The sequence below is a fragment of the Acinetobacter sp. UBA3132 genome, assembly GCF_002364825.1.
GTDB classification, from domain to species: Bacteria; Pseudomonadota; Gammaproteobacteria; order Pseudomonadales; family Moraxellaceae; genus Acinetobacter; species Acinetobacter schindleri.
On the sequence record NZ_DEZM01000038.1, the window covers coordinates 2,907 to 11,384 of the forward strand.

The following is an 8,478-nucleotide window of genomic DNA, read 5'->3' on the forward strand; positions in this document are numbered from 1 at the left end:
ACGCTAGCTTTTAATGCCGACCAGAAGCACAAAGCTAACAGGCTGCTCATCAGACTCAGTGCAAAGAAACCTACCATAATCTGGCTGCTACCTTCCGTGCTTTGCCACAAATACAAAACTGCTTGGCTCACCGGAAGAATACTTAGAACCAAAAAGACAGATTTCAGCATTGTCCAATGAAACTGATTTATTTCATCTCTTATAATTAATGCTTTCATCCCCATCTCCTTTGGCCGAATTTGTGCCATAGAAATCATTATGAGCTTTTTTATGGAAATGAAAAGTCTATATTTATTCATATTTTACGATAATTGTAATCGATAAACATGGGAATACTTCTTATTATGACTATCAAATAGAATGGATTATAAAATTAATTTTAAATTCATGTGTTTAGATTATATTTATGTATTAAGAGTTATTATCACTTCACTTAGTATTGAGATACCCAATTAAATGAAGTGATATATTCCATAAAGAAGAAATTTATAATGATTCTCAATTAAGGCTGATAATAAATATCCGCATCTGTGCCTTCACCGCCAGACTGGCCATCGGCACCAAATGAATAAAGGTCAAATGAACGTCCATCCGTACCAGGAATGACATATTGCAATTCATTATCCCAGCTGTCTTTCGGATAACCGCCTTTGACATAGCCACCCGGTAACCAGTTTTTTGCAGACGCAGGTTTGTTGACTAAAGCATCTAAACCACCTTCCTGCATACTTGGATACTTACCATTATCCAGCTTGTACTGGTCCAGAGACCCGGCCACGCTTTGCAGTTTGATCACCGTAGTATCAACTTTTGCCTTCTCACCACGGCCCATCACGTTAGGTACGATCAGTGCAGCCAATACGCCCAGGATCACAATCACGACCATTACTTCGATCAGGGTAAAACCCGAAGCATGTTTGATACGCGTCATACCTGAGCCTGTTTTTAAAGAATCTGGCTGTTCATTCATCATCTCAGTCCTTTTCACTCCATGTCTCTCATTGCTTAATTTTGAAAATCTGTTTGGGCTTATAATTGGAATTCTACCCACACTTTATTTAAATCATATTATTCATATTCACAATTGGCAGCATCACCGCAATTACGATTACTAACACAATACTTGCCATCAGCACCAGCATAAGAGGTTCCAGCAAAGCCAGTAACGTCGAAATCAGTGTAGTCACTTCACGGTCCTGCATGGTCGATGCCCGGTCCAGCATCCGGTCCAGTTCACCGGAAGCTTCACCACTTCGAATCATTTGTACCATCATCGGTGGGAAATAACCACTACGCTCCAGCTGGGTCGCCAGGTTACCGCCTTCAGTCACCTTTTCTGCTGCCAGATTAACGGCATCACGAATGACCCAGTTATTGCTGACCGCCGCACCAATCTTTAAGGCATCGACCAGCGGCACCCCAGAACGGGTCAAAATGGACAAGGTACTGGCAAAGCGTGCCGCATTAATCCCACGTGATAGTTTGCCAAATAGCGGTAATTTCAAGGTCAGGCGGTCAAAAGCATAATGTCCTGCGGTGGTGCGTAGAAAACGCACCAGCAGGAAAATAGCAACGACACTACCAGCCAACATGAAAGGCCAAGCCATCCGGATAAAGTCACTGGCTTTCATCAACGCGACCGTGATCCATGGCAAAGCATCTTTGCTCTGGTCAAAGGTTTTGACAATGTCTGGAACGACATAGGTCATCAGTCCCATCACAATGGCAAAGGACATCAGCAGCAGAATGATCGGGTAAATCATTGCACCCTGAATTTTTTTCTGCATGGCAAAGCGGTTTTCGGTATAGTCCGCCAGCTGATCCATAATCAGGTCCAGATGTCCGGAACGTTCACCGGCAGCAATGGTTGCAATATACAGTTCCGGAAAGCGGCCGGATTGCTGCAAGCCCTGTGCCAGACTATGCCCTTCCAGCACCTTGGAACGCACCGACATCAGCAGGTTCTGTACATGCACCTTTTCGCTTTGTTTACCGACGGCGCGAATGGCTTCTTCCAGCGGAATACCGGCGGCAACCAGAACAGAGAGTTGCCGGGTCATCAATGCCAGGTCATAAGCTGTAAGGCTTTTTTCAAACCAGCGCGGCCGGTAATGCTTGTCCTTTTGCTCGACTGGATCAACAGACACCGGAATCAAGGCTTTGTCCCGAAGTTGCTGACGGATCTGACGTGCAGAGTCCCCTTCCAGTACGCCTTTTTGCTGCTTACCCGAAGCATCAAGCGCGATAAATTGATATGCTGGCATTGTAATGCTCTAATTTTCCAAAAATTTGCCCCAACGCAGTTGCGTCAGACTATCAAAATCATTCATATTCTTAGATATAAAATATCTGCTCACTCTAACACAACTGCCTTTTTAGCACGACGAAAATTCATCAGGATGCCTCACTTGCCCATCTCAGATCACCCAGCCTCAACCCCTTCAGTTTATCGTGTTCGTGTTGCTGTTCCTGTTCATCTGTTTGACTGTTTTGATTACAGTTTAAGTGCGGCACAATATCAGCAGGCTAAGGTTGGTGCGCGCGTGGCGGTGTCTTTCGGCCGGCAGAATCTGGTTGGGGTCATTATGGAAAAGCTGCCACCAGACACTCCGCTAGATTCCAGTTTTAAACTTAAAGAGATTACTGAATTACTGGATGACCGGGCGCTCATTGATGACAAGGTACTGAATCTGCTGAACTGGTCAGCGCAGTATTACCAGTTCCCGATTGGTGAAGTGATGCAAAGTGCCTTACCAACTTTATTACGTCAAGGTAAGCCCTATAACCTGCTGGCCCGGAACTGGAAACTGTTAGATGACCAGGCAGAAGCCAAGGTACGCCGTTCCGAGCGTCAGCAGGAAGCCTATAAAATTTTAAAATTGCATCCAGTCGGTACCACTGAAACTGTACTGAACCTGGCAGGGATCGAGACAGCCACCCTAAAAGCTTTAGAGAAAAAAGGAATTTGTGAATACGTGCTGGAACCCCAGGATTTCAGCCCGCAGCCTGTTCAACTGGCACAAATGCCGCTTACAGCCAATCCGGAACAGCAACATGCCATTCAGCAGGTGCTGAAATTTAAAAATAAATATCAGGCTTTTTTACTGGATGGTCTGACCGGCAGCGGCAAAACTGAAGTTTATTTGCAGATCATGGAAAAGGTGCTGAAACAGGGAAAACAGGTTTTAGTGCTGGTACCGGAAATTGGCCTGACGCCACAAACCATTAGCCGGTTCCAGTCACGTTTCCATTGTCATATTGCCTTGTTACATTCTGGTTTAAATGACTCGAAACGTCTGCAAGCCTGGCAAGCTGCAGAAACCGGTAAAGCCTCGATTGTGCTGGGTACCCGTTCTGCCATTTATACCCCGATGCCCAATCTAGGATTGATCATCCTGGATGAGGAACATGATCTGTCTTTTAAACAGCAGGAAGGCTTCCGTTATCATGCCCGAGATGTTGCGCTTTATCGCGGGCATTTGCAGCAATGTCCGGTGCTTCTGGGCTCTGCCACACCCAGTATCGATACCTATGCACTGGTTGCCAATGGCAAAATGCAGGTACTGGAACTCAACCAGCGTGCTGGTACAGCCTTAATGCCAAAGATTCATATTCTAGATTTAAAGGTGGCACAGAAACAGCATGGCATCAGCCTGCATCTGATTCAGGAAATACGCAAACGTCTGGAAAAAAAGGAACAGGTACTGGTGTTCCTGAACCGCCGTGGTTATGCACCCGTTTTGATTTGTGACAGCTGTGGCTGGCAGGCACAGTGTCCAAACTGTGATGCCAATTTCACTGTACACCGTCAGCCATATCAACATTTGCATTGTCACCATTGTGGCACCCTGCACCGTATGCCGGATCATTGTCCAAGCTGCAATCATACTGAACTCAAAACACTCGGCATGGGAACCGGCAAGGTCGAAGAGCAATTGAATGAACTCTTTCCCGATCATGAAGTCATTCGGGTAGATCGTGATTCTACCAGTCGGGTCGGTAGCTGGCAGAAAATCTATGACAAGATTCAGAAAAGCGAACCGGCGATTTTGCTCGGTACGCAAATGCTGGCCAAAGGTCACCATTTCCCCTATGTCACACTGGTCGCTATTTTAGATATTGATTCTGGTCTGCTCAGTGTAGACTTCCGTGCCACCGAACGCACTGCCCAACTGATTGTACAGGTGGCTGGTCGTGCCGGTCGTGGCGAGCACAAGGGTGATGTCTATCTACAGACCTTACGTCCTGATCATGCTTTGCTAAATACCTTGGTGACAGATAATTACCGGGCTTTTGCCAAACAGACCTTAGAGCAGCGTAAGATTGCCCGCATGCCACCCTATCGCTATGCAGTGATGATCCGTTGCGAATCACGTGATCAGGCATTAAATACAGAGTTCTTACAGAAACATGCTGCCTTCTTAAGGCAGTATCAGGACCTGCAACTGGAGATCTGGGGACCTATTCCAGCACCAATGGAACGCAAGGCGGGCCGTTACCAATCACATATGGTACTACTGTCTGCAGACCGTCCACATTTGCACTATTATGTCAGGGCATGGTGGCAAGCCATGCTGCAAGACAAACCTTCCTCAATGAAGTTAAGCCTGGATGTCGATCCACAAGAACTGAGCTAGTCCTGCAAGCTGCAATACGGAAATAAGATTTAAGGTTGAACATGTCGATACTGTTGCAAATTACATTAATTCTGGTGGCAGCATTGCTGATCGTGCCAATCACCCGCTATTTGAAACTGCCAGCAGTGCTGGGTTATTTATTGACAGGCCTTGTGCTCGGTTCTGAAACCCTGAATCTCGTTACTGATCCCCAACTTCGTTCGATGCTAATGCAAATCAGTATCCTGTCTCTGCTGTTCTGGGCGGGTTTACAACTACGGCCACAACGCTTCATCCAGATGCCTCATTCTGCCTGGATCTCAACTGCTGCACTGGTCTTGGGGTCAGGCGCTATTCTGAGTTTATGTTCTGCCATTTTTTTACAGCAAAGTCTCATCACCAGTGTCGTCATTGGGCTGGCTGGCAGCCTGTCTGCGATGACACTGAGTATTCAACATCTGATGCGACAGGAGCAGCTCGCGACTTCCCATGGTCAGCTCAGTTATATCAGTTTATTAATTCAAGCCCTGCTGCTAATTCCACTAATTGCCATTATTCCACTATTTTCCGGAATAAGTTCCACTGAACATGGCGTGGCTTATTTTGCTGCCATTATGGCAACCTTTACCGGACTGTTCCTGTGTAACCGCTATTTGATGCAACCCCTGTATCGCTGGATTGCCAGAAGCAGCAGCCATGACCTGCATGCCTCGGTGGCAATTTTTGTAATCCTCGGCTTGTTGGTATTGATGCAAACACTGGGACTAACACTATATTTAGGAGCCTTATTTGCCGGAATTCTGCTGGCAGATTCCGATTTCAGACCACACGTCGAAAATGCCATTCAGCCTTTTCATGGCATATTGATCGGTTTGTGTTTTATCAGTATTGGCCTAGCGATTCAGCTAAGTGATGTCTTGCAGATGCCTGGACTGATCATTGGTGGCGCCGTGCTGATCATATTGAGTAAATTTGTGCTCAGTCTGGCAATTGCCCGTTATTATCAAAATAGCTGGCGTACCAGCACCTTAACCGCAGTTAGCCTGGCCCAAGGCGGTGAGTTTGCTTTTGTGTTACTCACTATTGCAGTTACCCATACCATCTTAGATATCAGCTTGTTATCGCCACTGCTATGTATGTTGGCGCTATCCATGTTAATGACACCAGTGCTCTACTGGTTGCTTGATCAACAAATCTTACCGCGATTAAATCGCTCGCATCATCTGGTCGCAGACTTTGATACCCAGGTAGAGCCTTTAGCCACTACACCGATTTTACTGATTGGTTTTGGTCGCTTTGGGCAAATCGTAGCGCGTGTACTTCATCAGCAAGGTCTGAGCTTTAGTGTGATGGACAATACGGTTGAAGCAAGTGGCCTACTCAAAGATCAAGCTATTCCTTTCTTTCAGGCAGATGCAACTGAAACCACGGCGCTACAACTGGCAGATATTGCTTCCAAAGATCAGGTGATTGTCGCGATTGATGATATTGAGGATTCTTTGCTGGTCGTACGTCATTTGTGCTGGAATTACCCGGATCTGAAATTGTGGGTACGCGCGCGTGATCGCCATCATGCACATTTGCTGCATGAACTGGGTGTAGAAAATGTTTTCCGTGAAACTTATCTTTCTGCTTTAGCACTGACACAGTCATTACTGGCAGCAACCCATCAATCTGTAGAACTCGCTGAGCAGACAATTCTACAGTTCCGTCAGTATGATGAAACTGTATTAAAAGCAGAACAGCAGGCGGAATCTGGTTCTGAGTCATTATATGCTCAACACCACAGCAGCATGGCAGAGTTAAGCTACCTGTTCGAACGGGATCAACATCGTAAAAGTGTAATAAATCCAATACAGAAGCAACAGAATATCAACGGCACAGGAATTGATACCATAACAGATGATCTGTCATAACTTGTGTTTTACAATAGTGTCACCATTAAAGCAGGGTTATGGAGAATTTTATGTCTGATTTACGCCAACGCTTTTTTATTGAGGATAGCCCTGTTCGTGGTGAAGTAGTGCATCTTCAAGAAGCTTTACAAACAATTTTAGCGCAGCGCGACTATGCTCCTGCCGTACAAATCCTTTTGGGCGAAATGCTCAGTGCGACTGCCCTATTGGCAAGTACGTTAAAAATCAAGGGACGCATCAGTCTGCAGATTCAGGCTACTGGCACGTTTAAATGGGCGATGGCGGAATGTAACCATCGTGGTGAAGTGCGTGCCTTGGCTGATTATGAAGAGGATCCTCGTTTTCAGGTGGCAGAAGACAGCAGTACCGTTCTAAAAGCCCTGATCAGTCCTGTACTGTTTATCAATATTGAGCCTGAAGTCGGTGAGCGTTACCAAGGTATCGTACCACTGGATAAACATAATCTGGCGGGATGCCTGATGCAGTATTATGATCTGTCTGCGCAGATTCCAACCCGTATTGTGCTGGCAAGTGACCAGAAGCGTTCAGGTGGCTTGCTGATCCAGCTTCTACCACGTAATAGTGAAGAAGAACAACGCTATGTGGATGAAGATTTGTGGCCACGCGTGACCATGTTGACTGAAACCTTGAAAGCAGAAGAACTAGTTAGCCTGGATACCAATGAAATCCTCTATCGTTTATATAACGAAGAACAAGTTCGTTTGCCTGAAGCAGAACAGCTGAAATTCGGTTGTACCTGTTCTAAAGAACGCTGTGCCATTGCCTTGCAGCAGATCGGGGTTGAATCTGTTCGTGAAACTTTAGAATTCCAGAATCCAATTGAAATGGATTGTCAGTTCTGTAACAGCCAATACACCTTTACTGCTGAAGAAGCTTTAGGTCTGTTCGGTGAGCACCTTAGTTAATTACAGGTATCTTTGTTAATAAAAGCACTCAATAGGAGTGCTTTTATTTTTATAAATCCAGAGTTTTCTTTTCCATGAAGAATAAATATTTTTAATTTCAAACTTACCATATCCTTCAGCTCTACACGGCTATATGGAAATACCAATACTTGGCCCCACTCTATTCTTAATGAATATAAACTCAATCCCCTATTAATTAACCCTGACTTCCAAAGCTGTCTGAGCTAATTATTTAACCAGCTTTCAGCCTCTTTCCCTTTTTAATGTGCTAATCCATCAAATACTCATCACGTCCCACATTTCTCGATTAATGTGATTTTTCATCAATTTAGGTTTTAATTTTTCTTGGAGATATTTGATTATTCACTGGTAATTAGTAGATTTTTCACGCTATATTAATTCCATAATATTTTTATGCCTTTAAGATTTTAGAAGCATTTTTAATACTTGGGGAATGTGTGATGATGAAATTTAAACTGTTCTGTTCCATGATTGTTGCAGCAGCAAGCATGATTAGCCTGTCAGTATCTGCCAACAATGATCCACTGCTTGGACAATGGAAAACCATTGATGACCGTACCGGTTATTCTCTGGTAGATGTCATCATCAGCAAGGATGCTAAAGATCGCTATATGGCCAAAATTGTAAATGTACGTGAGGTTCCGAGGGCGGTTCCACAACAAAACTGTACCCAATGCACTGGCTCTCTCAAAGATCAGCCTCTGGTTGGACTGACCATGCTTAAGGGTCTGAGCAGTCATCCAGAAAATACCAACGAATTTATTAATGGCACCCTGCTCGACCCCATCTCGGGAAAACTATATCAGGCACGTGCACGTCTGAAAAATAATGGCCGACATCTGGCAATTCATAGCCGAACTGAAGGATTTCCAGTCGGGCGTAATATGACCTGGATCAAAAATTGAAAATTGCGTTGTCCAAGTTATGCGATATGACTTGGACAAGCTTCAAACATTTTCGATAAAACATGATTCTTTGTTCATTTAAACCGTATTAAAA

At 44.9% G+C, this 8,478-nt stretch carries 7 protein-coding genes; 4 read left to right on the top strand and 3 right to left on the bottom strand.

Annotation, left to right across the window (positions count from 1 at the left end):
- The 3 genes from B4033_RS01520 to gspF all read right to left on the bottom strand — a co-directional run.
- Positions 1–218: hypothetical protein (locus B4033_RS01520; protein WP_286831442.1), on the bottom strand; the 218-nt coding region annotated here is incomplete at its 3' end.
- Positions 219–502: 284 nt separating this feature from the next.
- Entirely contained in the window at positions 503–970 is a 468-nt protein-coding gene (gene gspG, locus B4033_RS01525) for a type II secretion system major pseudopilin GspG (RefSeq protein ID WP_227499334.1), read from the bottom strand.
- An 88-nt stretch (positions 971–1,058) separates the two neighbouring features.
- Complete coding sequence (gene gspF / locus B4033_RS01530; protein WP_286831445.1) at positions 1,059–2,264, bottom strand: type II secretion system inner membrane protein GspF; 1,206 nt, start codon at positions 2,262–2,264, stop codon at positions 1,059–1,061.
- Positions 2,265–2,399: 135 nt separating this feature from the next.
- Between gspF and B4033_RS01535 the strand changes: the two genes are divergently transcribed.
- The 4 genes from B4033_RS01535 (at position 2,400) to B4033_RS01550 (ending at position 8,384) form a co-directional block, all read left to right on the top strand.
- On the top strand, positions 2,400–4,637 hold the full coding sequence (locus B4033_RS01535; protein WP_286831449.1) for a primosomal protein N': 2,238 nt from the start codon (positions 2,400–2,402) through the stop codon (positions 4,635–4,637).
- 41 nt (positions 4,638–4,678) lie between these two features.
- On the top strand, positions 4,679–6,532 hold the full coding sequence (locus B4033_RS01540) for a cation:proton antiporter (protein ID WP_286831452.1): 1,854 nt from the start codon (positions 4,679–4,681) through the stop codon (positions 6,530–6,532).
- A 50-nt stretch (positions 6,533–6,582) separates the two neighbouring features.
- Positions 6,583–7,458: an Hsp33 family molecular chaperone HslO gene (gene hslO / locus B4033_RS01545; protein ID WP_004813475.1), complete on the top strand. Its 876-nt coding sequence runs from the start codon at positions 6,583–6,585 to the stop codon at positions 7,456–7,458.
- Positions 7,459–7,919: 461 nt separating this feature from the next.
- Positions 7,920–8,384: a DUF2147 domain-containing protein gene (locus B4033_RS01550; protein WP_286831456.1), complete on the top strand. Its 465-nt coding sequence runs from the start codon at positions 7,920–7,922 to the stop codon at positions 8,382–8,384.
- The last annotated feature ends 94 nt before the right edge of the window (positions 8,385–8,478 follow it).